Genomic DNA, 24,528 nt, shown 5'->3' with positions numbered 1-24,528 from the left:
TCTACTTTAAATAGTTTGGTGCTTTGGGTAGCATGTCAAAATCACCCTTGGCGTGTTGTAAATATACTTTTGCTCCTTTTTCCACTGCAAATGTTTCAAAGGCAGCCATACTTTCTTTGGTCTTATCTACATCAAAATTGAAGATTGGAATACGCTTGTATTCTCTATTTTCATAAAAATGATACAAATCTCCTGTCAATAGAAGAGGACCGTGCTCATCTAATTCTAAATACAAAACTTGATGTCCTGGTGTGTGACCTGGCATCAATTTTAAAACCACTTTACCATCCCCAAAAACATCATAATCTCCATTGATTTTTTTGATATTGGTCAAATCATTTACTGCATTGTAAACATCAGCATTAGTTTGTTGTACTTCTTCACTGGTCACAAAATCATATTCTGCTTCTTGAACTAACCAAATTGCCTTCTTTAATTTTTCCGCATGTCCGCTATGATCAAAATGAGTATGAGATAATGACAAATAATCAATATCATCTATAGTCATATCAATTGAGGCTAATAAAGCTTCAACGGAATCTTTTCTTGATACTGTAAATGCACCACTAGGGTCCGTGTAAGGTTCAGGCATCCCAACTAACATTTCTGGTAATCCGGCATCCCACATTAAAGTTCCTTTGGGGTGTTCAATAACATAAAATGCATCAGCAAACACCTTAGTTTGTCCAGTGTAGGTAGTATCTTGTGAGAATAATTCTAATTGATTTACTTGAACGGTACCTCCACTAAGAGTATATAACTTGACCCCAGATTCTGCGGCAAGTTCAATTGCGTTTTCAGTTTCAACTTCTTTTTTTGCGTTTTTACAGCCTAAGGCTCCAAAGAGTAAAAAGACAAGTACTACTTTTTTCATTTTCAACTTATTTAGTGCTCACTTTCTAGGCTTATCCAACTGAACCCTCTAGACTTATTTCTAATAATTTTTGAGCTTCAACTGCAAACTCCATTGGCAGCTTATTCAAAACTTCTTTGCTAAAACCGTTTACAATTAGTGCAATGGCTTTTTCCGTATCAATACCTCTTTGATTACAATAGAAGATTTGATCTTCACCAATCTTACTAGTTGTGGCCTCATGTTCTATTTGGGCTGTCTTATTTTTGGCTTCGATATAAGGAAAAGTATGGGCTCCACATTCATTGCCCATTAAAAGAGAATCACATTGAGAAAAATTACGAGCATTTGCAGCTCTAGAACCAATTTGTACTAAACCTCTATAACTATTTTGTGATTTACCCGCAGAAATTCCTTTTGAGATAATGGTACTCTTGGTATTCTTTCCAAGATGTATCATTTTAGTACCTGTGTCGGCTTGTTGGTAGTTATTGGTTACTGCTATTGAATAAAATTCGCCTACCGAATTATCACCTTTCAAAATACACGAAGGATATTTCCAAGTTACTGCTGAACCCGTTTCAACCTGTGTCCATGAAATCTTAGAATTCTTTTCACAAAGACCTCTTTTAGTCACAAAGTTGTATACCCCACCTTTACCTTGACTATCACCAGGAAACCAATTTTGGACTGTTGAATACTTTATTTCAGCATCATCCATGGCAATCAATTCTACAACCGCAGCGTGCAATTGGTTTTCATCACGAGAAGGTGCCGTACAACCTTCTAAATAACTTACATAGCTACTTTCATCCGCGATTACTAAAGTTCTTTCAAATTGGCCGGTTCCACCTTCATTTATTCTAAAATACGTTGAAAGCTCCATTGGGCATCTCACACCTTTTGGTATATAACAAAAAGAACCATCTGTAAAAACAGCAGAATTTAATGCTGCGTAGAAATTGTCTGTTCTTGGAACGACAGTTCCCATATATTTTTTGACCAATTCAGGATGCTCTTGAATCGCCTCAGAAATAGGCATGAAAATAATTCCCTTTTCTGCCAAAGTCTTTTTAAACGTTGTCGCTACAGAAACAGAATCAACCACAATATCAACAGCAACATTCTGCAAACGCTTCTGTTCATCAACTGAGATTCCTAGCTTTTTATACATCTCTAACAACTCAGGATCTACATCATCCAAAGATTTGTTAGGGTCTGCTTGTTTTGGAGCTGAATAATAACTTATAGCCTGAAAATCTGGTTTTGCATAGTGGACATTTGCCCATTCAGGTTCTTCCATTGCCTCCCAAATACGGAAAGCTTCTAAGCGCCATTCCGTCATCCATTCAGGTTCATTTTTCTTTTTAGAAATTGCTCTTACGATATCAGCATTAAGCCCTTTCGGAAAAGTATCAGATGCTATGTCAGTATAAAAGCCGTATTCATACTCCTTAGTTTCTAACTCTTTCTTTAATTCTTCTTCAGTATATGCCATAAGCCTACTTTGATTCCCAACCGGGAAATTTCAATATTGTTCTAATTTAATCTAGCGGTGTATTTTAAAGCGAAAAACTCTCTCCACACCCACATGTTCTTTGAGCATTAGGATTGTTAAACACAAAGCCTTTACCATTTAGTCCCCCTGAATATTCTAAAGTAGTACCTACTAGATATAAAAAGCTTTTTTTATCTACTATAATTCGTACTGCATTGTCCTCAAACATCTTGTCGGTATCGCCAATACTTTTATCAAAATCTAATTCATACGATAATCCACTACAACCACCACTTTTAACACCAACACGAACATAGTCTGTATTAGCATCAAAACCAGATTCCGTCATCAGGCTTACTACCTTTTGTTTAGCAGTCTCAGATACTTTTATCATGATTACTAAGATTAATTCTAAATAGCTTACAAATATAGTTGTTAGAACGTATTATTACCTATTTCCTAACATTATTATAACGTATATTTTGATAAGCTTTCTCTATGGAAAGTTTAAACAGAACTATTCTTGGATGAAACCTGAAAAAAAATGGCTCATTCAAGTTTAAGAACTACCAAATCAATACCGCCAAGATGATTAATATCTGGGAAGTCCGTACTTGCAGTTTCGCCTATAAAGATTAGGGCGCCTTCGTCAGTTTCAAAGGCATCATAACCAAAATCTAAACCAGTACCTCCAATTGTTTTTTGCCATTGTAGTTCACCACTTGCAGTTGTTTTTATAATCCACAAATCATTTTCTCCAAAATTAGAAGTAAGGTCGTTACCAAAACTTTTTGAGTTTCCTGAAATGATAAACCCACCATCTTTTGCAAGACTAATACTATGGGCGGCATCAAAGGCAGGTCCTCCATAGTTTTGTTCCCATAGTAATTCTCCGTTTTCATCAAACTTTACTAACCAAATGTCTGATTCACCATTGTTCTTTGAGATTTGAATATCGGTACTAAAAGTATTGCCGATTATAGCATAGGCCCCATCCATGGTTTTGGTAATGTCATGAGATTGATCTATACCTGTTCCACCAAAAGAACGTTCCCATTCCATATTTCCATTTTTATCAACTTTCACCACCCAATAATCATAACTTCCTTTTGAATTAGAGATATCAAAATCATCACTTTCTGAAGCACCAGATAAAATAAAACCTCCGTCATTAGCATTCATCACACCAAAGGACCGGTCGTTGTTGGTCCCTCCAAAATATTTTCGCCAAAGCAAGTTACCGTCGGCATCTAATCGGGTTCCCCAAAATTCACCTACACCATGAGCTGCAAGACTAGATTTCTCTGTGCTGCCTTCGCCGTTAGACGAGGTAACATCTAAAAATCCAGAAAAGAAAAATCCCCCATCAACAGTTTCAATAATATCATATGAATGATCATGTCCAGAAAATCCAAAACTCTTTTCCCAAAGAATATTACCAAATGCATCTAGTTTTAAAACCCAGTTATCATGAAACCCTTCGTTATTACTTCCATCTCCATCATCACTCATAGCATATCCGGTTAAAGCATAACCTCCATCGGACGTCTGAATCGCTTGTTGACCACGGTCATCTTTACTGCCTCCATAGGTTTTTTGCCATTCCAAACCACCTTCAGCATCAAACTTTAACAACCAATAATCATTTACATTTAAAGCTTTGTTCACTAAATCTCCATCGGTACTATTAGTAAAACCAAAAACGACAAAACCTCCATCAGTAGTAGGGACAACGGAGCGTGGGGAATCATCACCTGAACCTCCAAAATTTTGAATCCATGCAGTGTTACCCACAAAACCACTTGCATTTAAATCGCCAGTATTATCAGTATTTGCCATGTCATCAGAGCTGCAAGAAAAAAATAAAAGCGCTCCTATAAAGACTAGGAATTTTTTCATTTTCTATTCTGACTTTTTAATAATATAAAATCCAGTATTGGAATCATTGACTAGTATTTTACCACTTTCAAAATAAGGATAAACACTCCAGACTCCATTAAAACTTGCTGTATCATTAGCAGGAAAAGTATCGAAAAAGCCAATCTCTGAAATATTTCGATTTTCTATATCTGAGATATCAAGAACACGCACTCCTGCAGTGTAATTTGCCAAATAAAATTCATTGCCTACTACATAACCATTATGGTCTATTGCAGCCGTTGGACCTAAATATGTTGTATGTAAAACAGGGTTATCTAAATCTAACATATCAAAAACCAAGGTTCTTGAATTGAACCCAAAACCAGTTTCATCTAACTCATCACCCAATAGATAAAAACGTTGATCCTCTGTAAACCAACCTTGATGTGTATAACCTAAATTTCCATAAGTTAAAGTTGAAATCTCAGAGGGATTATTTTTATCTGTAATATCAACGACTGCTATTTGATTTTCATTAGCACCTATAAATATTTCTTGACCCGTATAGTCAGTGTCAGGTCCGATATAAGTAATTACCTGGGCATCATGGGTGTATCCATTAGCACCATAACCTCCAATACCTGTTGGAGAAGTTGGGTTTGAAATATCAACAAAATGAACTCCTCCATTAAACGCGTCATTACGAGCAGTACCAACCGGATAAGCAAAACCCATGTCTTCATTAATCACAATATTGTGAGCATTACCAAAACCTGTATATCTTGCATCTTGGGTGAAATTCTGTGGAGGATTTGTAACACCACTTAGTTTGGTCAAATCAAAAACCTGCATTCCATGACCAGAAGCTTCTGAAACAATAAAAGCATAATCTTCATATATTTTTACATCGCGCCAAATACTAGATCCACCTGAAGATGGTAATTTTCCTAAATAAACTAGATTTTCTGTATCTGTAATATCAACAAAAGCAGTTCCGTTATTAAGACCAACCAAAGCATACTCATTACCTGTTGTGCTATCCGTCCATCCCCAAATATCATTTGCGCTTTGAGCAGAAAACTGGGATAAAGAAATGGAACCTAATAAATCAAATCCATTACAAGGAAAGTCGCCTGCCATTCCGTTATCACATGCGACAAAATTTGAAGTTATGGGGTTGTCATCGGTCGGGTCAACAGGGTCATCATCCGTCATACCAACTGGGTCATCATCAATAACAATTACGTTCGGGCTATTATCACTACCGCAGGCAAGAAATATAAAAAAGGCAAATACAAGAAATAGGCGACTTAACATATATAGCAATTTTAGGGTCACTAGTAAAGATACAATTTTAAGTGTTGTTTAAGAGTTTGTGGTTATTTTTGCTGCATGATAGAAGATAAAAACCAAGAGCGAACAGCATTAGAAGCTTTAGGTGAGTTTGGATTAATTAAGCACTTGACTAAGAATTTTGAAATCATTAATAGTTCAACTATAAAGGGTATTGGCGATGATGCCGCTGTTCTTGATTTCAAAGATAAGAAGGCCATTGTTTCGACAGATTTATTAGTGGAAGGTGTCCATTTTGATTTGAGTTATATGCCTTTAAAACATCTTGGGTACAAATCAGTCATTGTCAACCTTTCTGATATTTATGCGATGAATGCATTGGCAACCCAAATAACAATTTCAATTGCGGTATCTAACCGGTTTCCATTAGAAGCCCTTGAAGAATTTTATAGTGGTGCAAAAGCTGCTTGCAAATTATATGGGGTTGATTTAATTGGCGGCGATACTACTTCATCAACTAAAGGAATGCTCATAAGCATTACTGCTATTGGCGTTGCGAACGAAAAAGAGATTGTTTATCGTTCAGGGACAAAAGAAAATGACTTATTAGTCGTTAGTGGTGATATTGGTGGAGCATACTTAGGCTTGCAAGTATTAGAACGTGAGAAGGAAGTGTTTAAAGTTAATCCACAAAGTCAACCTGATTTAGAACCTTACTCTTATATCGTAGAACGACAATTGAAACCAGAAGCTCGAAAAGATGTCGTAGAACTTTTGGGAAAATTAGAAGTTCATCCAACAGCAATGATTGATATTAGTGATGGTCTTTCTTCTGAAATTTTGCATTTGTGCGAACAAAGCAATGTTGGCTGTAACCTTTATGAGGATAAAATTCCATTAGACCCAACAGTTATAGCAACAGCGGAAGAATTTAAAATGGATAGTACAATGATTGCTTTGAGTGGAGGAGAGGATTATGAATTACTGTTTACTATTGACCAAAACGACTTTCCAAAAATAAAGGGCAATCCAAATCTGACAGTTTTGGGTCATATGACCTCAGCTTCTGAAGGGGCACATTTAGTTACCAGAGCTAACACCAAAATACCTCTTAAAGCACAGGGTTGGAATTCTTTTTAGGCAACGTGTTTACGCTCCGTTTTTCTCACAGATTTGCGATTACGCTTTTGATACATATCTTCTAGCGTATTATTAATTTCTTGCATTTCTGGTGTAAGCGTAGACAATTTACCTCGCTCGTCAGTAGTAACTTGTTTTTGACAATGTAAGCAACGATATTCCTTTATGTGTTCAGTCACTTTTTTTGAAACCACAAAATGGTGGCCAAAAAAGTTGCAGAAGATTCCAGTAATTTTGTTGCCATCGGGGGTAATGGTTTTATTCATAAGCTTTACCTCTGGTTATGCACAGTTTCGATTTGGGGTCGATAAATGCAATAGTTAGTAATTATATTTTCAGTATTGTACGTTTTAAATTTTGGTTTGGTTCACCTAAATGGCAACGATTCAGAAATCTAGTTTATTTTGCCAAACAAAGGTTATTTTTTGTTTTTTCGATGAAATACATAAAATCGACCAAATGTTTAAAATAACCGTTGAACTGTTACGGTTTTCAATATACAAATTTGACCTATCTTTCCAAATATTATTTAAACTATGATTACTAAAAGGAATGTTCTTATAGTCTCATTCGCACTTTTTTCTCTTTTTTTTGGTGCTGGCAATTTAATACTACCACCACAACTCGGGTTTAAAGCTGGTGATACTTGGTGGCTTGTAATATTAGGCTTCTGCCTATCCGCAGTGCTAATTCCTATTTTCGGAATTCTTGCACATGCTAAACTTCAAGGTACGATGTTTGATTTTGCCAAAAAAGTCTCTCCTACTTTTAGTTTAGTATATTGCTATTTGGTTTATGCAATTTCGATAAGTCTACCTTCGCCGAGAACAGCATCGGTTACTCATGAAATGGGTATAGCCCCTTTCTTTGGTTCCTCATCTTTATTAACCAGTATTCTTTATTTTATTCTTGTTTTTGTCTTTGTTATTAACCGTACAAAAATTTTAGACATCGTTGGTAAATTACTTACACCGGCAATCATTACTATTTTAATATGTATCATAGCACAAGCTTTTTTGGGATTTGACTTCAATTTTGGGAAAACCCAAATTGAAAGCCCATTTACAAGCGGAATTTTAGAAGGCTATCAAACCTTTGATGCGATTGGAGCAGTTGTCGTTGGAGGTGTTATCATTATTTCTATCAATTTAAAGGATAATAAAATACCCTATGACGCTAAAAAAGGTCTCATTTTTAAAGCAGGCCTATTTTCAGGACTCGGCTTATTCTGTATTTACACTGGACTTCTTTTAACCGGAGCTTTAATGCATAATGAATTTGAAGCTGACATTACGCGAACAGCTTTACTAAGTGGTATTAGCCTTAAAACTTTAGGAAATACTGCAAATGTTTTTCTAAGCATACTAGTGAGTTTGGCTTGTTTTACAACCGCCGTAGGTATTGTTACTGGAACAGCTGATTTTGTACAAGGGCAATTCAAAAAATCGAAACATGCCTACCTAATCACAGCAATTGTTGGATGTTTGCTTGGTATTATTATGGGGCAGTTTAACGTAGGTTACATTATAGCTGTTGCCTTACCAGCTCTGATGTTTATATACCCAATTACTATTGTTTTAATTTTACTTAATGTGGTGCCGAATAAGTATGCTACTGAATTGGTTTTTCGCGTTGTGGTAATAGCAACAATTCTGTTTAGTGTTCCGGACTTTTTAGGTAGTATCGGTTATGATGAAAGCATTGCTGGTCTCATCAATTGGATTCCATTGAGTGAATATCAAATGGGCTGGGTGTTGCCTGCCTTAGTAGTATTTGTTTTGGGAAATATCCTTGAAAAATACCTTAAATAGACTTTAACTATTCATTAGTTCTTCTAGCTCATCAACCTCAATTGGAATATTCGCCATCAAGTTAAAAGGTGCTCCTTTTTCTTGAATGACTACATCATCTTCTAAACGTATGCCCATTTTTTCATTAGGTATGTAAATTCCCGGTTCTACAGTAAAAACCATATTAGCTTTCATTGGTGTTTTGAGTTCGCCATAATCGTGAGTATTTAATCCAATATGATGACTTGTACCGTGCATAAAGTACTTTTTATAGGCCGGCCAATCAGGATTTTCATTTTGAACATCGGCTTTATCTAAAAGCCCTAACCCCAATAACTCAGAGGTCATAAGTTTACCACACTCTTTATGATATTCTGCCCAAATTGTGCCAGATACCAATAGTTTCGTGGCGTCATTCTTCACTCTTAAAACAGCGTTATAAACATCTTTTTGACGTTGCGTGAATTTACCATTTACAGGTATTGTTCTAGTTAAGTCACTAGAATAATTGGCATATTCGGCCGCGACATCCATCAAAATTAAATCGCCATTTTTACATTGTTGATTGTTTTCAACATAATGCAAAACATTGGCATTATTACCTGAAGCAATAATAGGCTGATAAGCAAAACCTTTTGAACGATTTTTAACAAACTCATGTAACAACTCAGCTTCAATTTCATATTCCCAAACATCAGGTTTTACAAAGCCCAACAACCTTCTGAATCCTTTTTCTGTTATGTTACAAGCAGTTTGCATCAAATCCAGTTCTTCAGTTTCTTTAATACCCCGTATTTGTTGTAGAATTGGATTGCTCTTCGCATACTGATGCGCTGGAAATTCTTTCTTGCATTCCAAAATAAATCTATCCTCTCGAGTTTGAGTTTCTACTGCTTGACGATAATGCTCATTAGTATTAAAATAAATGGTATCCGCTTCTGTCATCAAATCAAAAAACACCTTCTTAAAATCAGAAAGCCAATAAATGGTTTTGATTCCTGATACTTCAGTTGCTTTTTCTTTGGTTAGTTTTTCACCTTCCCAAACCGCAATATGTTCATTCGTTTCTCTAACAAATAAAATCTCTCTATGCCTTGAATCCATGGCATCAGGAAACAAAACCAAAATAGTTTCTTCTTGATCTGCACCACTTAAATAAAAAATATCTCGATGTTGTTCAAAAGGCATAGTACTATCAGCACTTATGGGATAAATATCATTGGAGTTAAACGCCGCTATGCTTTTTGGCTTCATTTGAGCCATAAACTTTTTGCGATTCTTAATGAAAAGTTGATTGCTAATTTGATGGTATTTCATGAAGGATAATTTTGAACTATTTATTTAACATCAGATTCGTAAATTTAAGAACTGTTTTTCAACCAACGCATATCCTTATGAAATTCAAACTACTCTTATTTTTTGCAACGTTCTCTTCTTTAGTTTTTTCACAAAAAGATTTATCAGCCTTTAAAGAATTTGATTTTAGATTTATTGGTCCTGAAGGAAACCGAACCATAGCCATTGCTGGAGTGCAAAGTGATCCTATGGTTACTTACATAGGTGCGGCTTCTGGAGGCCTTTGGAAAACCACCGATGGCGGTATCAACTGGAAACCCATTTTTGATGACCAAGACGTTTCCTCTATCGGCTCATTGGCCATTACCCCAAGCAATCCTGATATTGTCTGGGTAGGTACCGGCGAAACTTTTGTGATAAGACCTGCCCACGCTATGGGTGATGGCATCTATAAATCTGAAGATGCTGGTAAAACTTGGAAAAATATGGGTTTGAAACTAACCGGTCGCATTGGTCGTATTTTGGTTCACCCTACAAATCCTGATATTGTTTATGCTGCTGCCTTGGGTCATACTTACGGTCCGCAGCAAGATAGAGGGGTTTACAAAACAGTCGATGGCGGTAAAAGCTGGGAACGTGTTTTGTTTATAGATGAAAATACTGGTGCCGCAGATATGGCTCTAAATCCTAATAATCCAGACCAAATTATGGTTGCCATGTGGTCTATTCACATTAATACTTGGGGGCTACGAAGTGGGGGTGCAGGGGGCGGAATTTACCGCTCTATGGATGGAGGCTCAACTTGGAAAGCTCTTTCAGAAAACGGATTGCCAGGAGGGAATAAAAATCATGTTGGTAAGACAGCAGTTGCCATTTCTTATTCACAACCCAATATTGCCTATGCTTTATTTGAAATAGATAGTCCTGCCTTGTATCGATCTGAAGATTTTGGAGAGAGTTGGACCTTACAAACCCAAAACCATGATATCAATGAACGGGCACCATATTACACTCGAATGGCCATCTCGACGGATGACCCTAATGAACTTTATTTTGCATCAGTAAAATTCAGTGTTTCTAAAGATGGAGGCAAAACTCTAAAATCTGGGTACCGAGCTGGGGGTGATAATCATGACATCTGGGTAGACCCAACAAATGCCAATCGGATTATGGTGGCTCACGATGGTGGCGCAAGTATTAGTTCAAATCGAGGAAAATCTTATCAACGAATTGTATTGCCAATAGCTCAGATGTACCATGTATCAATTGATGATCAAATTCCATACAATGTATATGGTAATCGCCAAGATGGATATTCTTATAAAGGGCCAAGTAATAGTCGCCAAGGATATATTCCCTTAGGGCTTTGGAAAGGCGTTGGTGGTTGTGAAAGCGGATTTGCACAACCAGATCCATTAGACAACAATATTGTGTGGTCAGGCTGCTACGATGGCGGTTTACAACGTTACGATGTTAGAACTGGTCATGCTCGTGATGTACGTGTTTGGCCAGAAGCAGGTTATGGTTGGGAACCTGGTAAATTGAAATACCGCTGGCATTGGAATTTTCCACTATCCTTTTCTCCGCATACCAAACATCGGGTTTATGTAGGCAGTCAATTTGTGCACAAAAGCGATGACGATGGTCAAAGTTGGCAAGTTATTAGTCCTGATTTAACTCTAAACGACAAAACCCACCAACAAAGTTCTGGAGGAGTTGCTGTAGATAACTTAATGACCTTTGATGGGGCTACACTCTTTAGTATTGAAGAATCTACCTTAGAACCTGGCTTAATTTGGACTGGTAGCAATGATGGTCAAGTTCAAGTAACTAAAGACAGCGGCGAAAACTGGACAAATGTTACTACGAATATTCCTGACCTTCCAAAATGGGGGACCATTGCCAATATTGAACCTTCTCGATATAATAAAGGCACCGTTTATATCACAATTGATTTACATCAAATGGGAGATTTTGACCCCTATGTCTACAAAACAGAGGATTATGGCCAATCTTGGAAAAAAATTAGTGAGAACATTCCAAAATCAGTACATAGTTTTGCTCATGTGATTAAAGAAGATCCTAAAAGAGAAGGCATGTTGTATTTAGGTATTGATAATGGTTTATACCTAAGTTATGATGACGGTGAAAACTGGATGAGACTTCGAAATAACCTGCCGCCAGCACCTATTTATTGGTTAGAAGTGCAAGAACGTTTTGATGATTTAGTTATTGGAACTTACGGCCGAGGCTATTATATTTTAGATGATATTTCTTCCTTGCGTGAATTTGATGAATCAAATGGGAAAGAGGTTCATTTATTTAGTCTGCGGGAAGCATATCGTTTTCAAAACCAACAGGCTATTAAAACAGATGGCCCTAGTTTAAATTCGGGCAGAAATCCCGCGTATGGAGCATACATTAACTACTTCTTAAAAGATAGTACAGAACAAAATGTTGAGATTCAAATTTTAAATTCAAATGATGACGTTGTAAGAACTTTAAAAGGTAATTCTTCTGAAGGGGTTCACCGCACAGTTTGGGATTTACGTTATGAACCCACCTATAAACCTAGAATAAAAACCACACCCCCAGGAAGACCTTGGGTACAATTGAATGGAGAAGGTTGGAGGCCCTTGGTAACGTGGGATTTAGACTTATGGCGAGGGCAATTTGGCCCAAGAGTAGTTCCAGATAATTATAAAGTGAAACTAGTGATTGGAGCACAAGAATTTGTTAGAGACTTAACCGTTTTAAAAGACCCTAATACTGAGGGTACCGTTGAAAGTATAAAAGAACAAGTCGCTTTTTCTTTAGAATTAAGAGATGCAATGAACCTTGCTGTGACCATGATTAATGACATTGAAGATATTAGAGCAGAGTTGCAAGAGATACTACCACAATTAAAAGATAAAAATGATAAAGAAACTGCCAATGAGTTACTATCTAATGCCGAAGGCATCGTCAATGCACTTTATGATATTAATTTAACTGGTGCAAGAGAAGATGCTTTTCGTTCACCAATGAAGTTATATGGTCGAATTAGTGCCTTGGCAAGTGATATAGGTGGTTTTGGTGTTGACTTTAAACCCACCAATCAACAAAGAGAAGTTTATGAAGTATTAAATAGTCGACTTAAGAGTGCCGAAATGAAGTTCCAAACTTTTATAAAAGTTGAAGTTAAAAAACTAAATGAACAGCTTAAAAAGAGTGAATTACAATTACAATCTGGTAAAAAGATAAAATCATAAAAAAAGGGGCTTAAAAAAGCCCCCGGTTTAAAGTTGGTTAATTAGCTATTTTGACATAGCACCTTTGATAGCACCAATAATGGCCATAATTACACCACCACCAACACCACCACCGGCAATGCTTCCGATAATCCCGGTAACATCCATTCCGCCGTCAGTTGCTAATCCCAGCATTCCAAGTAGCGTTCCTCCAAGTCCTCCTCCAAGAATACCAGAGATAGAATTTCCTAAGGTTCCTAAATTTAATTTTGGTAATAATTTCCCAGCTACATTTCCTCCTACAGCACCTGAAACTAATTGAATAATTAACGGTAAATACTCTTCCATGTTTGTTATTTTAATGGTTACTTGGCAATAAATAAACGTAATATTTATTTGATTGACAATTATTTAGCAATAAAAATATCGTTTTCGCAATTATACCTCTTATAGTTTTTCTTAGCTTCATAACCTTAAAAAGGTCATTTAACTAAACAAAACCAATGCAACTTACTTTAAGTATTCCAGCGCTACTTTTTCCAGCAATTTCGTTAACAATGTTGGCCTATAATGCCAGATATTTGGCAATTGCCAACCTCATTCGACAACTGTACAAACAATTTGAAGCAACTGAGGCTGCGCCAATAAAAAAGCAAATTGATATGCTCCGCAAACGTTTAGAAATTATCAAAAACATGCAAGCCACCGCTATTATCAGTTTTTTATTAGCGGCAATAACAATGTTCTTAGTCTATGTTGAATTATCCATTTGGGCCAATATTATATTTGGAATAAGTCTTGTCTTTTTAATGGTTTCTTTGATTTTATCGCTAATTGAAGTTCAACTTTCAACCAAGGCTCTAGGCATTCAATTAAGGAATATGGAAAGTTAAGTTTACAAATACTTCATTTTTTATGACAGAAATTTCTTTAATGATTATTCTATAATTTTTTATATATTGGAAATCCAACGAAACTAAAATCTTAAGGTTATGAAAAGGGTCAAACGCATCCCCTTTTTCAAAAACATAAAGGAAATAAGGGAGTATCAGTTTGGTACATTTTATTTTTTTGATGGTATCGTCATTTCTGAAATGAACGAAGGAGTTACTTTTGAATGGAATATGGCCAAGAAAGCTATAAAGGCTGCTCAAGAAATTTTCGGGGAAGACATGCCCATTGCTTACATTTCAAACCGAATTAACAATTACCACATTGTTCCAACAGATTGGTCAAAATTTTATGCCAATAGAAATCAGCTTAGTTTTTATTCTGTTGTTGGTCAAACCAAAGGTAGTTTTGCAAGTTTAGTAATGGAACGAATGTTCTTTAAAAATTCAATTAAACAGTTTACCGATTTAGAAGAGGCCATAACGTGGAGTTTGTCTAAAATTGAAAAGAAACAAGAGTTGAGCAACTAAGCACCTATATGAAACAAGGCATCTCCTTGATTCACTACAGCTTGATAATTGATACAAAAAACGTGGCCAGAAACAGGTGAAACAACATCCTTGCTTTTTTTAGCAACAGTATCTGTAATATACCCTAACACTTGACCTTGATTCACTTCTGAGCCATTTTCGATTTTTGGAATAAACATCCCTGCTCTTGAAGCCCTAATCCATTTAGTAGATTCAAAATGAATAGAATTGGATTGGTCAGCTTCATCTGATTTCGGCAACATCCCAACATTTCTAAGCACGTTTTTAATTCCTTTTATGGCTGTTTTAATTGCGTGTTTGTCAAAGCGCATACTTTCTCCAGCTTCATAAACCAAAATTGGTTTTTCCAGATTATAAGCAGCTTTTCTAAATGACCCGGAAATTAATTTAGAAGGAAAATAAAAAGGAGCATTAAATATTTTGGCAAAATGCTTACTTGATTCATCCATTGCCGTATAGCGGACTTGCGGAAAATTATGACGTTGCCCACCACCCGTGTGCAGATCAATTCCAAAATCTATTTGAGGCAAAACTTCTTTAGTATAATGATAAGCCATTCTACTTGCTAAAGAACCCAATTTTTTTCCAGGAAAACTTCTGTTGACATCTTTACCATCTGGTACATCTCTTGAAAAATGTATAAAGCCAAAAATATTAAGTATTGGCACTACAACGGCGCATCCTTTTTCAATATTAAAATCATTATGCTCTAACATTCTACGAAGCGTTTCTATCCCATTAATTTCATCACCGTGTAATCCTGCTTGTAATAAAACTGTAGGGCCCGGCTTTTTCGCATTGAAAACATGTACAGGTATTTCTATTAAAGTACCTGTGGGTAATCGAGAAATAGTAATTAAAACCATTTTACTTTGACCTGGTTTTATTTCTACCTTATTGATTACAATAGTTTTATTTTCTTCTTTTTCTAAGTGCATTTTTTTCAACAAATTCAATGATATGTTTGGCTACATTTATTCCCGTTGCGGCTTCTATTCCTTTCAATCCAGGTGATGCATTGACCTCTAATAGAACTGGTCCTTTCTTTGATCTCATGAGATCTACACCGGCAACTCCTAAACCTAGATACTTAGTAGCATCTAAAGCAATTTGTCTTTCTTTTGCAGAAATTTCTATGGCCTCAGTTTGTCCACCTCTATGAACATTGGAACGAAATTCGTCACGTTCGCTTACACGCTTCATACTTGCAATTACTTTATTTCCAATCACAATAATTCTGATATCTTCTCCATTAGCTTCTTCTACGTATTGCTGTAAAAGAATACTGGTATCCATTTTATAAAAAGTATCTATAATTGATTTAGCAGACTTTTTGCTTTCTGCTAAAATAACACCCAAGCCTTGGGTGCCTTCTTGTATTTTAATAATAACCGGTGGTCCACCTAAAAGACGTATTTGGTCTTCTATATTGTCTGGATTGATTGAAAATAAAGTTTCTGGTATCGGTATTCCTTTACGAGCCATTATTTGTAAGGTTCTTACTTTGTTTCTGGCCCTAGTAATACCCAATGAACGAGCAGTACTAAAAACACCATTCATTTCAAACTGCTTTACAATCGCCGAACCATGCCTAGTTACTTTAGTTCCTATTCGCGGTATTATCGCATCAAATTCACTGGTAACATCTTCTTCTCCTAAAAATATTTTTGGTTTACCATCACCAAGTTTTACAGAGCACTTGGTATGGTCAATCAATTCAACATAGTGCCCGGCCTTTTCTGCTTCAATAGCAATTCTTCTTGTGGAATGTACATTTAAACTAACGGATAGTAAGGCAATATTCATAGAAATAGCTATACACTTCTTATTTAGAGTATGAATATCGTGCAAAAATTAAAACCCACACTTAAACTTGAAAAAATTAATACTTTGTTAATTCAACTTTTGTTGAAGGTTTTAGGTTTACTTCCATATATTTTAACAAAGTTTATCAAACGTTTTCGAAGATTCCTTATAATCTTTCTAAATAAGGATTATTGCTTAGTTGAAAACTTGTTAAAAACTAGGTTGTGCCCTAAATTTGTATCTAAAACCAACTACGAATGAGTGGATTGATAAAATCTTCGCTGGCCCGTAAAGTAGTGATGGCGCTTTCAGGTCTTTTTTTAGTGATTTTCTTAGTATTACATGTATCCATCAACTTAGCATCCGTTATTTCACCAGATTTTTTTAATGAGGCTTCACATTTTATGGGTTATAATCCAATAGTGCAGTATGCAATGCAGCCGATTTTGATTATTGGTGTAATTGTTCACTTTGTGATGGGCTTTGTTTTAGAATTTCAAAATCGTGCAGCTAGAGGAATCAGCTACGCGAAATACCAAGGAGGAGCTAATGCCTCTTGGGTTTCCAGAAATATGATTTATTCTGGGTTAGTTATTCTGGCTTTTTTAGGGCTTCATTTTTATGATTTCTGGGTACATGAAATGACTTATAAGTACATTGAAGCTAATCCGCAGGACCCGACTCGTTACTATGCCGAAACTGTAGAAAAATTTGCTCCTATTTGGCGCACAGTAATTTATGTTGTTTCATTCGGCCTACTTGGATTACACTTATGGCATGGATTTCAATCATCATTTCAAAGTATGGGAGTCAAGAATAAGTACACTCCAGCGATCAAAAATTTTACAAAATTATTTGCAGTGGTTGTGCCGTTGGCATTTGCATTTATTGCGCTGTACCACCACCTTAACCCAATAACACACTAATTTATGGGAGTATTGGATTCAAAAGTTCCATCAGGTCCTTTGGCTGATAAATGGACCAAATATAAAAACGAGATTAACTTAGTTAACCCTGCTAACAAACGTAATATTGATGTTATTGTGGTTGGAACGGGGCTTGCCGGTGGTTCAGCAGCAGCGACCATGGCTGAGCTAGGTTACAATGTAAAAACATTTTGTTATCAAGATTCTCCAAGACGCGCTCACTCTATCGCCGCACAAGGTGGTGTAAATGCTGCTAAAAATTATCAAGGTGATGGTGATAGTGTATATCGTCTTTTTTATGATACTGTAAAAGGTGGTGACTACCGTTCTCGAGAGGCAAATGTTCATCGTTTAGCCGAAGTTTCAACAAGCATAATTGACCAGTGCGTAGCACAAGGAGTTCCTTTTGCACGTGAATATGGTGGTCTTTTAGATAACCGTTCTTTTGGTGGCGTATTAGTATCTAGAACTTTTTATGCTAAAGGTCAAACAGGACAGCAACTACTTTTAGGAGCTTATGCTGCAATGAATCGCCAAATTCAAAGAGGTAAAATAAAATCTTACACTCGTCACGAGATGTTAGATTTGGTTTTGGTCGATGGTAAAGCGAGGGGAATCATTGCTCGTAATTTAGTTACAGGTGAAATAGAAAGACATTCAGCACATGCAGTAGTTCTTGCTACTGGAGGTTATGGAAACTTATTTTTCCTTTCTACTTATTGTATGGGAGCTAATGTAATGGCTGCTTGGAAAGCCCATAAACGAGGTGCTTTCTTTGCGAATCCATGTTTTACTCAAATTCACCCTACTTGTATTCCAGTATCAGGTGACCATCAATCTAAATTAACATTGATGTCTGAATCATTGCGTAATGATGGACGTATTTGGGTACCTGCCAAAAAAGAAGATGCTGAAGCTATAAGAGCAGGTAAGCTAAAACCAACTGAACTAGCAGAAGAAGATAGGGATTACTATTTAGAACGTAGATATCCTGCGTTTGGTAATCTTGTTCCAAGAGATGTAGCATCTCGTGCTGCAAAAGAACGTTGTGACGCTGGTTTCGGTGTTAATAAAACAGGTGAAGCAGTCTATCTAGATTTTGATGCTGCAATTATGCGTTATGGTCGTGAAAAAGCTTTAACATCAGGTATGAAAAATCCTGATGATACAACGGTTAGAAAACTTGGCGAAGAAGTCGTTGAAGCCAAATACGGAAACCTTTTTCAGATGTATGAAAAAATCGTTGATCAAAACCCTTACAAAACTCCAATGATGATTTACCCAGCGGTACATTATACCATGGGAGGTCTTTGGGTTGATTATAATTTAATGACTAGCATCCCTGGTTGTTATGCTGCTGGTGAAGCTAATTTTAGTGATCATGGAGCAAACCGTTTAGGAGCTTCAGCTTTGATGCAAGGACTAGCTGATGGTTATTTTGTTTTACCATATACTATTGGCGACTACTTGTCGGATGATATTAGAACTGGTCCAATTTCTACAGATTCTTCGGAATTTCAGGATGCAGAGAAAAATGTAAGAGATAGAATAGAAAAACTAATGTCTGCTAAAGGCGAGCACTCTGTTGATTATTACCATAAGAAATTGGGTAAAATTATGTGGAATAAATGTGGCATGGCTCGTAATGAAAAAGAATTGCAAGAAGCAATGAATGAAATTGCTGAACTGCGCAAAGATTTCTGGGAAAATGTAAAAGTACCTGGTGATGCTAATGCTAAAAACCAAGAATTAGAAAAGGCCGGTCGAGTTGCTGACTTTCTTGAATTAGGTGAATTGTTTGCTATGGATGCTTTTGACCGAAATGAATCTTGTGGTGGGCATTTTAGAGAAGAGTATCAAACACCGGAGGGTGAAGCCTTACGTGATGATAAGAACTACACTTATGTTTCTGCATGGGAGTATAAAGGTGACCCAAGAAAAGCCAAATTACATAAGGAGAAATTGGTTTATGAAAATATTGAAGTAAAGACACGTTCTTATAAATAAAAATATTGCTATGAAGATTTTTTTAAAAATATGGAGACAAAAGAACGCATCTACTAAAGGAAATATGGTTTCCTATACCCTAGAAGGTATAGAAAATGACATGTCTTTTTTAGAAATGCTTGATGTCTTAAATGAAGATTTAATAACTAAAGGTGAAGAGCCAGTTGAGTTTGATCATGATTGTAGAGAAGGTATTTGCGGTACTTGTTCTCTGATGATAAATGGTAGACCGCATGGTCCAGATTCTATGATTACTGTGTGTCAATTGCATATGAGAAGTTTTAACGATGGTGATACTATTGTTATAGAGCCATGGAGAGCTAAAGCTTTTCCTGTAATCAAAGATTTAATTGTTGATAGAACAGCTTTTGATAGAATACAACAAGCAGGGGGGTATATCTCGGTAAACACATCTGGTCGCCCAGTTGATGCTAACGCAATTCCTATTGAAAAAGATGCAGCAGATGCTTCTTTTAATGCGGCCACTTGCATTGGTTGTGGTGCATGCGTTGCTGCTTGTAAAAATGCAAGTGCTATGCTATTTACTTCAGCTAAGGTTTCACAGTTTGCCTTATTACCTCAAGGTCAAGTTGAAGCTACTGATCGTGTTTTGAACATGGTAAAACAAATGGATTTAGAAGGCTTTGGAAATTGTACCAATACTGGAGCTTGTGAAGTTGAATGCCCTAAAGGCATTTCTTTGGAAAATATTGCTCGTATGAATCGAGAGTATCTTGCAGCTAGCGTGAAATAATACGGCGCACAAAAATAAAGCTTAAAAACCCAAACTTGTTATTCAATGTTTGGGTTTTTTATTTCTTTAGCGGTTTATTTCTAATAAACCTTGAAGTTTCCTTAAATTGAATTCTAAAGCATTTACAATTCATGATGGATTCAAAATTGCCAAATGTTGGAACAACAATTTTCACTACAATTGGAAAACTTGCTCATAAGCATAATGCAGTAAACCTTTCACAAGGATTTCCCAATTTTGGTGCTGATGCAGCACTATTAGATCTTGCCCAACAAGCAATCTCCTCCGGTCATAATCAGTATGCACCTATGCAAGGCATTTATTCTCTTCGCGAAGTAATTGCTGACAAGATAGAAAGCCTATATGGTCGTTATTACCATCCCGAAAATGAAATTACTATAACAGCTAGTGCCACACAGGGCATTTTTACGGCGATTTCAGCCTTCATTAAACCAAATGATGAAGTGGTAGTTTTTAAACCAGCTTACGACTGTTATGAACCAGCTATTGAACTTTGTGGTGGCATAGTTGTACCCATACAATTAGAGAGTGCCAATTTTAAAATACAATGGGACGTTTTTAAATCGACAATTTCTCATAAAACCAAGATGGTCATCATCAATACGCCACACAACCCCACAGGAACTATCCTTTCTAAAGAAGATATGACTCAACTTCAGCTTATTTTAGAAGGTACCGATATTATTGTAGTAAGCGACGAAGTTTACGAACACTTGGTCTTTGATGGTAACCAACATGAAAGTGTAGCTAAATACAAAGACTTAGCCACAAGAAGTATCATCTGTGCTTCTTTTGGTAAAACTTTTCATGTAACAGGATGGAAAATGGGTTACTGTGCTGCACCAAAAGAACTAATGGCTGAATTTCAAAAAGTGCATCAATATGTTGTTTTTTGCGTAAACCATCCGATGCAACGAGCAGTTGCTGAGTATTTAAGAACTCCTGAAAATTATTTAGGCCTCAATCAGTTTTACCAACAAAAAAGAGATTACTTCTTAAGTGCAATTGAAGATTCAAGATTCATTAAAACCCCAAGTGCGGGAACTTATTTCCAGGTTTTAGATTATTCGAAAATAACAGCCGAGAACGATATCGCTTATGCAGAACGCTTAATAAGAGAATATAAGATTGCTAGTATTCCTATTTCTGTCTTCAATTTAAACAAACAAGATAACCAGCAACTACGTTTTTGTTTTGCTAAAACTGAAGAAACCCTAGATAAAGCAGCAGAAATTTTAAATACGCTTTAATTTAAAGACCTATTTACCAATCGCATAAACTCAGCTATCTTTTTTGGTTCAAGCCAGCGAGTTACAACAACCAGATCATTCTCTTTATCAATAACTATAAAATTACCCCCAAAACCAGCAGCATAGTAAATGTTTTCAGAAAGACCCTCCCAATGTCTACTTCCTTGTTTATTTAACCACCACATATAGCCGTAATTGTTATTTGGCTTTGAAGGAGTGATAGCCTTTTGAATCCACCCTTCGCTAATTAACCGTTGGTCTCTCCATTTTCCATCATTTAAGAACAACATGCCAAAGCGAGCCATATCTTCGGCAGAAATAAAAATGCCTGCTCCAGAATGACCACCGCCGGTAACAGACTTCATTTTCAGGCCATCAACTTCTGTCCAGGCATGGTGATACCCATGCCATCTCCAAGTCGTTGAAGCGTCAATTTTATCCATAATATTCTCTTTTAATACCATTGGCATTGGTTTGCGCCAAACATGTGTTAATGAATACGCCAGTACATTTACTCGTACATCATTATATTCCATTATAGTGCCTGGTTCTTTGGGTTTTTCAAACTTCCAATCATCAATACCTCCCTCAGAAGGTGGTCTATCTGCCCAATCTTTTCCACCCCAAAGCTCACCTGACCAAGCTGAATTTTGTTGTAATAAATGCTCCCAAGTAATTTTTGAATTATGCGCTCCATCAAAAGTTCCATCCCAGATATAATCGATTACTTTATCAGTTGTACTATTGATTAATCCTTTGTCTTCAGCTAAACCAGCCATTGTACTTAAAAAGCTTTTGGTAACGCTAAAGGTCATATCAACTCTTTTAGTATCACCCCACGAGGTCACTAAATATCCATTCTTCAATATCATACCTGCCGGGCCACCACGTTTTTTAGTAGGACCCAAAATTTCATGAAAGGGTTCTCTTTCAAAGCCTTTCAAAATCGCGATTCTTAAATCTCTAGATCCAGAATATTCATTGTCTTTCGCAAATGAAACTGCTTCTTCTAATCTATTTTCATTAAAAGACTGGCTTGATTGGTTGCTTGTTTCCCAAACATCATTCTTTTTAGGAAAATAATAGTCTTGTCCTATACATACTTTTAGGAAAAGTAAACTCAATACGCTAAGCACAATAGTCATTTTCATCTTATAATTCTTTTTGCATTAACCAATCTGTTTGTTCGTCAGCTCCAATAAAAAAGGGATGCGTTCCAAATTTTTTGAAATTGTTTCTCTTATACCACAAGATAGCCTTTTGATTTTTTTCCCAGACCCCAAGCCATATATATGTTTTGCTTTTTTGTTTTGCTAAAGCATAGACTTTGCTGAGCACTTTCAGGCCTATTTGTTTTCTTTGATAAGATTTTAAGATATAAATACGCTCTAATTCAAAGCCATCATTGTCTTTTATATCACTTTGAGCTCCGAACTCATTTACTTTAAAATACCCTGCGAGGTCATTTTTAAGAAAAACAAAATAGAAAGCAGAATTTTCATCTTTTAACTCCTTAAGCAATGCCTCTTTTGAGAAAGCTTTATTTAAATAAATTTTAAAGTCTTTAGGATTATTATCTGCTTTAAAGGCATTTGAAAAAGTGATTCTAGAAATCTTGATTAATCTTTCTAAATCATTTAACCCACAAAGTTCAAATGTTACGTTCATGTGAAAATTGAAAGTGCTAAAAATAAAAAAAGACCTTGATTTACATCAGGTCTTTAGTGTTTTTGTTGAGGTGTTTGGTTTATAACATAAAAAGTTTTCTAACCAATCTCATAACGCCGCTATAAAAATCATTGCGGTAAATCTGTATTTCTTCTTCAACAGATTCGTGGTGAAATTTAGAAATCATTGATTCCGGTTTTTGTAGGGTTAATTTGGGGTACTTTCTTAATTATTTCAAATTAAAACCAAACCAGATAGCTAAAAAAAAATTTGTTGTGAATGAGTTGTAAGATGTTGTGAATGAGTTAAATGAGTAAATTTACTTGCTAATTCGACAAGCTAGATTTTCATTTCCGGAACATAATTAGGAATCCTTAGGTTACCTTCCGTTGCCATTTTTATCTCTTCTACGGTGACACCTGGTGCTCTTTCTAAAAGTAGAAAACCATCTTTTGTTACTTCTAAAACGGCAAGATTTGTTACTATTTTTTTTACACAACCCACCCCTGTTAAAGGTAGTGAACAACGTTTTAAAAGTTTACTTTGACCAGCTCTATTAGTGTGCATCATAGCAACAATTATATTCTCGGCAGATGCTACTAAGTCCATTGCGCCTCCCATGCCTTTAACCATTTTTCCTGGAATTTTCCAATTGGCTATATCACCATTTTCTGCAACTTCCATTGCTCCTAAAATAGTTAAATCAACATGCTTTCCACGAATCATTGCAAAGCTCAAAGCTGAATCAAAAAAAGAAGCTCCTGGGAGTGTTGTTATCGTTTGTTTTCCGGCATTAATAATATCAGCATCTTCTTCCCCTTCAAAAGGAAAAGGGCCCATGCCAAGCACTCCATTTTCACTTTGAAACTCAACACTAATATCATTTCTAACAAAGTTGGCTACCAAGGTTGGAATTCCTATTCCTAAATTTACATAATAGCCATCTTGCACTTCTTGAGCAATCCGTTTTGCAATTCCGTTTTTATCTAGCATCTTCTTTAGTTCTAACGGTTAATTGCTCAATACGTTTTTCATATTTTTCTCCTTGAAAAATTCGTTGCACAAAAATACCTGGAATGTGAATTTCATTAGGATCTAAACTTCCTGCTGGTAGCAGTTCTTCAACCTCAGCAACGGTAACGGTTGCAGCACCGCACATACACGCATTAAAGTTGCGTGCTGTTCCCTTAAATATTAAATTACCAGCTTCATCACCTTTCCATGCCTTTACAAAGGCAAAATCAGCTTTAAACGCTGGTTCCAAAACATGCATTTTTCCATCAAACTTTCTAGTTTCTTTACCTTCAGCAACTTCAGTTCCAAAACCCGCTGGTGTATAAAAAGCTGGGAAACCGGCTTGAGCGGCTCTACATTTTTCAGCTAAGGTGCCTTGTGGAGTTAATTCTACATCAAGCTCACCGCTTAACATCTGACGTTCAAACTCGTCGTTCTCTCCGACATAGGAAGAAATCATCTTTTTGATTTGTCGCTTTTGTAAAAGCAGCCCTAAACCAAAATCATCAACTCCTGCATTGTTTGATATGCAGGTAATATCTTTTATTTCCAATGCTACCAATTCAGCAATGGCATTTTCCGGAATACCGCATAGTCCAAATCCTCCTAACATAAAGGTCATCCCATTATCAACACCTTTTAAAGCAGAAGAAACATTAGAAACCGTTTTTTTTATCATG

Annotated in this window: 23 protein-coding genes; 9 read left to right on the top strand and 14 right to left on the bottom strand. The window is 36.2% G+C overall.

Annotated features, from left to right (window positions below):
* Position 1: 1 nt before the first annotated feature.
* The 5 genes from RM542_RS03065 to RM542_RS03045 form a co-directional block, all read right to left on the bottom strand.
* A complete protein-coding gene (locus tag RM542_RS03065) occupies positions 2 to 874 on the bottom strand; it encodes an N-acyl homoserine lactonase family protein (protein ID WP_311384240.1) in 873 nt (290 codons plus the stop codon).
* 31 nt (positions 875 to 905) lie between these two features.
* Positions 906 to 2,351, bottom strand: coding sequence for a Fe-S cluster assembly protein SufB (gene sufB / locus RM542_RS03060; protein WP_311384239.1), 1,446 nt, complete (start codon positions 2,349 to 2,351; stop codon positions 906 to 908).
* Between the two features lie 64 nt (positions 2,352 to 2,415).
* Positions 2,416 to 2,745, bottom strand: a complete 330-nt coding sequence (locus RM542_RS03055; RefSeq protein WP_311384238.1) for an iron-sulfur cluster assembly accessory protein — start codon at positions 2,743 to 2,745, stop codon at positions 2,416 to 2,418.
* 155 nt (positions 2,746 to 2,900) lie between these two features.
* Positions 2,901 to 4,250, bottom strand: a complete 1,350-nt coding sequence (locus RM542_RS03050) for a hypothetical protein (protein WP_311384237.1) — start codon at positions 4,248 to 4,250, stop codon at positions 2,901 to 2,903.
* 3 nt (positions 4,251 to 4,253) lie between these two features.
* Complete coding sequence (locus RM542_RS03045; RefSeq protein WP_311384236.1) at positions 4,254 to 5,528, bottom strand: choice-of-anchor B family protein; 1,275 nt, start codon at positions 5,526 to 5,528, stop codon at positions 4,254 to 4,256.
* A gap of 75 nt (positions 5,529 to 5,603) precedes the next feature.
* Between RM542_RS03045 and thiL the strand changes: the two genes are divergently transcribed.
* Positions 5,604 to 6,644 (top strand): thiamine-phosphate kinase, encoded by a 1,041-nt coding sequence (thiL, locus tag RM542_RS03040; protein WP_311384235.1) that lies wholly within the window; start codon positions 5,604 to 5,606, stop codon positions 6,642 to 6,644.
* Here thiL and RM542_RS03035 read toward each other — a convergent pair.
* Positions 6,641 to 6,910: a hypothetical protein gene (locus RM542_RS03035; protein ID WP_311384234.1), complete on the bottom strand. Its 270-nt coding sequence runs from the start codon at positions 6,908 to 6,910 to the stop codon at positions 6,641 to 6,643. The two genes, thiL and RM542_RS03035, sit on opposite strands and share 4 nt — an antisense overlap.
* Before the next feature lie 270 nt (positions 6,911 to 7,180).
* On the opposite strand from RM542_RS03035, the gene brnQ reads away from it, so the two are divergent.
* Entirely contained in the window at positions 7,181 to 8,455 is a 1,275-nt protein-coding gene (gene brnQ / locus RM542_RS03030; RefSeq protein ID WP_311384233.1) for a branched-chain amino acid transport system II carrier protein, read from the top strand.
* Between the two features lie 3 nt (positions 8,456 to 8,458).
* Here the strand turns inward: brnQ and RM542_RS03025 are convergent, their stop codons facing one another.
* Positions 8,459 to 9,751 carry an aminopeptidase P family protein gene (locus tag RM542_RS03025; RefSeq protein ID WP_311384232.1) on the bottom strand — a complete coding sequence of 431 codons (1,293 nt, stop codon included), beginning with the start codon at positions 9,749 to 9,751 and terminating at the stop codon, positions 8,459 to 8,461.
* A gap of 77 nt (positions 9,752 to 9,828) precedes the next feature.
* Between RM542_RS03025 and RM542_RS03020 the strand changes: the two genes are divergently transcribed.
* On the top strand, positions 9,829 to 12,981 hold the full coding sequence (locus RM542_RS03020; RefSeq protein WP_311384231.1) for a VPS10 domain-containing protein: 3,153 nt from the start codon (positions 9,829 to 9,831) through the stop codon (positions 12,979 to 12,981).
* Positions 12,982 to 13,026: 45 nt separating this feature from the next.
* Here the strand turns inward: RM542_RS03020 and RM542_RS03015 are convergent, their stop codons facing one another.
* Positions 13,027 to 13,308: a hypothetical protein gene (locus RM542_RS03015; protein ID WP_311384230.1), complete on the bottom strand. Its 282-nt coding sequence runs from the start codon at positions 13,306 to 13,308 to the stop codon at positions 13,027 to 13,029.
* 155 nt (positions 13,309 to 13,463) lie between these two features.
* On the opposite strand from RM542_RS03015, the gene RM542_RS03010 reads away from it, so the two are divergent.
* Both RM542_RS03010 and RM542_RS03005 read left to right on the top strand, forming a co-directional pair.
* Positions 13,464 to 13,853 carry a DUF2721 domain-containing protein gene (locus RM542_RS03010; protein WP_311384229.1) on the top strand — a complete coding sequence of 130 codons (390 nt, stop codon included), beginning with the start codon at positions 13,464 to 13,466 and terminating at the stop codon, positions 13,851 to 13,853.
* A 99-nt stretch (positions 13,854 to 13,952) separates the two neighbouring features.
* Positions 13,953 to 14,381, top strand: coding sequence for a hypothetical protein (locus tag RM542_RS03005; protein ID WP_311384228.1), 429 nt, complete (start codon positions 13,953 to 13,955; stop codon positions 14,379 to 14,381).
* On the opposite strand, the gene RM542_RS03000 is transcribed toward RM542_RS03005, so the two are convergent.
* Both RM542_RS03000 and RM542_RS02995 read right to left on the bottom strand, forming a co-directional pair.
* Positions 14,378 to 15,340, bottom strand: a complete 963-nt coding sequence (locus RM542_RS03000) for a succinylglutamate desuccinylase/aspartoacylase family protein (protein ID WP_311384227.1) — start codon at positions 15,338 to 15,340, stop codon at positions 14,378 to 14,380. The genes RM542_RS03005 and RM542_RS03000 overlap by 4 nt on opposite strands.
* Positions 15,315 to 16,208, bottom strand: a complete 894-nt coding sequence (locus tag RM542_RS02995) for a RimK family alpha-L-glutamate ligase (protein ID WP_311384226.1) — start codon at positions 16,206 to 16,208, stop codon at positions 15,315 to 15,317. Before RM542_RS02995 ends, RM542_RS03000 begins: the two co-directional genes overlap by 26 nt.
* Before the next feature lie 257 nt (positions 16,209 to 16,465).
* Here RM542_RS02995 and RM542_RS02990 point away from each other — a divergent pair, with 257 nt between their 5' ends.
* The 4 genes from RM542_RS02990 to RM542_RS02975 all read left to right on the top strand — a co-directional run bounded on the left by RM542_RS02990 (position 16,466) and on the right by RM542_RS02975 (position 21,166).
* Positions 16,466 to 17,134, top strand: a complete 669-nt coding sequence (locus RM542_RS02990; RefSeq protein WP_311384225.1) for a succinate dehydrogenase cytochrome b subunit — start codon at positions 16,466 to 16,468, stop codon at positions 17,132 to 17,134.
* A gap of 3 nt (positions 17,135 to 17,137) precedes the next feature.
* A complete protein-coding gene (locus RM542_RS02985) occupies positions 17,138 to 19,141 on the top strand; it encodes a fumarate reductase/succinate dehydrogenase flavoprotein subunit (protein ID WP_311384224.1) in 2,004 nt (667 codons plus the stop codon).
* A 10-nt stretch (positions 19,142 to 19,151) separates the two neighbouring features.
* Positions 19,152 to 19,895: a succinate dehydrogenase/fumarate reductase iron-sulfur subunit gene (locus RM542_RS02980; RefSeq protein WP_311384223.1), complete on the top strand. Its 744-nt coding sequence runs from the start codon at positions 19,152 to 19,154 to the stop codon at positions 19,893 to 19,895.
* A 131-nt stretch (positions 19,896 to 20,026) separates the two neighbouring features.
* Positions 20,027 to 21,166, top strand: coding sequence for a methionine aminotransferase (locus RM542_RS02975; protein WP_311384222.1), 1,140 nt, complete (start codon positions 20,027 to 20,029; stop codon positions 21,164 to 21,166).
* Here the strand turns inward: RM542_RS02975 and RM542_RS02970 are convergent.
* The 4 genes from RM542_RS02970 to RM542_RS02955 all read right to left on the bottom strand — a co-directional run bounded on the left by RM542_RS02970 (position 21,163) and on the right by RM542_RS02955 (position 24,527).
* Positions 21,163 to 22,317: a serine hydrolase gene (locus RM542_RS02970; protein WP_311384221.1), complete on the bottom strand. Its 1,155-nt coding sequence runs from the start codon at positions 22,315 to 22,317 to the stop codon at positions 21,163 to 21,165. The genes RM542_RS02975 and RM542_RS02970 overlap by 4 nt on opposite strands.
* Before the next feature lies 1 nt (position 22,318).
* Complete coding sequence (locus RM542_RS02965) at positions 22,319 to 22,834, bottom strand: GNAT family N-acetyltransferase (protein WP_311384220.1); 516 nt, start codon at positions 22,832 to 22,834, stop codon at positions 22,319 to 22,321.
* Positions 22,835 to 23,173: 339 nt separating this feature from the next.
* Positions 23,174 to 23,827, bottom strand: coding sequence for a CoA transferase subunit B (locus RM542_RS02960; protein ID WP_311384219.1), 654 nt, complete (start codon positions 23,825 to 23,827; stop codon positions 23,174 to 23,176).
* Complete coding sequence (locus tag RM542_RS02955; RefSeq protein WP_311384218.1) at positions 23,817 to 24,527, bottom strand: CoA transferase subunit A; 711 nt, start codon at positions 24,525 to 24,527, stop codon at positions 23,817 to 23,819. Before RM542_RS02955 ends, RM542_RS02960 begins: the two co-directional genes overlap by 11 nt.
* Position 24,528 lies beyond the last annotated feature (1 nt).

Origin of the sequence: Croceitalea sp. P059 (genome assembly GCF_031846365.1) — a bacterium.
Lineage (GTDB): Bacteria > Bacteroidota > Bacteroidia > Flavobacteriales > Flavobacteriaceae > Croceitalea > Croceitalea vernalis.
The sequence above is the reverse complement of the archived record's forward strand: the minus strand, read 5'-3'. Positions and strand labels throughout refer to the sequence as shown.

Bases quoted from the DNA above. Each gene is read 5' to 3' on its own strand.
- RM542_RS03065 (WP_311384240.1), bottom strand. From the start codon at position 874: ATGAAAAAAGTAGTACTTGTCTTTTTACTCTTTGGAGCCTTAGGCTGT.
- sufB (WP_311384239.1), bottom strand. From the start codon at position 2,351: ATGGCATATACTGAAGAAGAATTAAAGAAAGAGTTAGAAACTAAGGAG.
- RM542_RS03055 (WP_311384238.1), bottom strand. From the start codon at position 2,745: ATGATAAAAGTATCTGAGACTGCTAAACAAAAGGTAGTAAGCCTGATG.
- RM542_RS03050 (WP_311384237.1), bottom strand. From the start codon at position 4,250: ATGAAAAAATTCCTAGTCTTTATAGGAGCGCTTTTATTTTTTTCTTGC.
- RM542_RS03045 (WP_311384236.1), bottom strand. From the start codon at position 5,528: ATGTTAAGTCGCCTATTTCTTGTATTTGCCTTTTTTATATTTCTTGCC.
- thiL (WP_311384235.1), top strand. From the start codon at position 5,604: ATGATAGAAGATAAAAACCAAGAGCGAACAGCATTAGAAGCTTTAGGT.
- RM542_RS03035 (WP_311384234.1), bottom strand. From the start codon at position 6,910: ATGAATAAAACCATTACCCCCGATGGCAACAAAATTACTGGAATCTTC.
- brnQ (WP_311384233.1), top strand. From the start codon at position 7,181: ATGATTACTAAAAGGAATGTTCTTATAGTCTCATTCGCACTTTTTTCT.
- RM542_RS03025 (WP_311384232.1), bottom strand. From the start codon at position 9,751: ATGAAATACCATCAAATTAGCAATCAACTTTTCATTAAGAATCGCAAA.
- RM542_RS03020 (WP_311384231.1), top strand. From the start codon at position 9,829: ATGAAATTCAAACTACTCTTATTTTTTGCAACGTTCTCTTCTTTAGTT.
- RM542_RS03015 (WP_311384230.1), bottom strand. From the start codon at position 13,308: ATGGAAGAGTATTTACCGTTAATTATTCAATTAGTTTCAGGTGCTGTA.
- RM542_RS03010 (WP_311384229.1), top strand. From the start codon at position 13,464: ATGCAACTTACTTTAAGTATTCCAGCGCTACTTTTTCCAGCAATTTCG.
- RM542_RS03005 (WP_311384228.1), top strand. From the start codon at position 13,953: ATGAAAAGGGTCAAACGCATCCCCTTTTTCAAAAACATAAAGGAAATA.
- RM542_RS03000 (WP_311384227.1), bottom strand. From the start codon at position 15,340: ATGCACTTAGAAAAAGAAGAAAATAAAACTATTGTAATCAATAAGGTA.
- RM542_RS02995 (WP_311384226.1), bottom strand. From the start codon at position 16,208: ATGAATATTGCCTTACTATCCGTTAGTTTAAATGTACATTCCACAAGA.
- RM542_RS02990 (WP_311384225.1), top strand. From the start codon at position 16,466: ATGAGTGGATTGATAAAATCTTCGCTGGCCCGTAAAGTAGTGATGGCG.
- RM542_RS02985 (WP_311384224.1), top strand. From the start codon at position 17,138: ATGGGAGTATTGGATTCAAAAGTTCCATCAGGTCCTTTGGCTGATAAA.
- RM542_RS02980 (WP_311384223.1), top strand. From the start codon at position 19,152: ATGAAGATTTTTTTAAAAATATGGAGACAAAAGAACGCATCTACTAAA.
- RM542_RS02975 (WP_311384222.1), top strand. From the start codon at position 20,027: ATGATGGATTCAAAATTGCCAAATGTTGGAACAACAATTTTCACTACA.
- RM542_RS02970 (WP_311384221.1), bottom strand. From the start codon at position 22,317: ATGAAAATGACTATTGTGCTTAGCGTATTGAGTTTACTTTTCCTAAAA.
- RM542_RS02965 (WP_311384220.1), bottom strand. From the start codon at position 22,834: ATGAACGTAACATTTGAACTTTGTGGGTTAAATGATTTAGAAAGATTA.
- RM542_RS02960 (WP_311384219.1), bottom strand. From the start codon at position 23,827: ATGCTAGATAAAAACGGAATTGCAAAACGGATTGCTCAAGAAGTGCAA.
- RM542_RS02955 (WP_311384218.1), bottom strand. From the start codon at position 24,527: ATGATAAAAAAAACGGTTTCTAATGTTTCTTCTGCTTTAAAAGGTGTT.